This window comes from Shewanella abyssi, assembly GCF_023284025.1.
GTDB lineage: Bacteria > Pseudomonadota > Gammaproteobacteria > Enterobacterales > Shewanellaceae > Shewanella > Shewanella abyssi.
In genome coordinates this window covers 1-668 of record NZ_JAKIKR010000132.1, presented here as the reverse complement: position 1 = coordinate 668, position 668 = coordinate 1, and the positions used below count along the sequence as shown (strand labels likewise).

Sequence of the window (668 nt, the reverse complement as noted above, 5' to 3'; positions counted from 1 at the left end):
TCAGCGCACAAGCTGCTAGCAAGTTCATCGAAGCGTCAAACTCATTTATGCCCCTAACCTCGTTAGGTTTATCAAGCTTCGCTTTCATTTTCATAAAAAGAAAGGTCGTGGCGCTTCGCCCACACCAGACCAAAAAGGGGAAAGCGCTTGCCCCCCTTTTGGATATCCCTCAGCGCCCCGGCGAAATTTAAAAAGCGAAATTTCCAACGGGGGAGATAGCTGTCTGCAAATTTGGCTACTTAAATTTAAATTCTGATGTTCACTGATGTGGAGGTTTATCTAATTTAAAAGCTTTTATTGGTAACTCTAATGCTGAGAGATTGCGCTTTTCAAATTCAGTGTAGATGCCGCTGAGGCCTTTGATGGCATGGATGCCATCGTAGAGCTTACAGGGAGGTACTTGCAGCGCGCCTCAGTAGCGTCTGCACATACGCCTGCTGCAGGCAATTGGAACCACTATTGTCAAAAGCTAGCTCATTAGTGCCCCAAAGCCATTTACAACTAACAATTTGACCTCCTACTTAAAAAGGAGTAATCCCTCAAAAAAGTAATGGTAAATCTTCCCTATTTGAAACATAAACCCGCCATTTATTACTGGCTCAACTTACATCCATTACCATAAACTTATTTAGCGGCACAGGACTTCCTTTTTCCTAGCCCGAGAAGAG

Annotated in this window: 1 protein-coding gene; it reads left to right on the top strand. The window is 43.9% G+C overall.

Features of this window, described 5'->3' with window-relative positions:
- Positions 1-191 (top strand): hypothetical protein (locus L2755_RS22065; RefSeq protein ID WP_248982764.1); only part of this gene is annotated, 191 nt, incomplete at its 5' end.
- Positions 192-668: the final 477 nt, after the last annotated feature.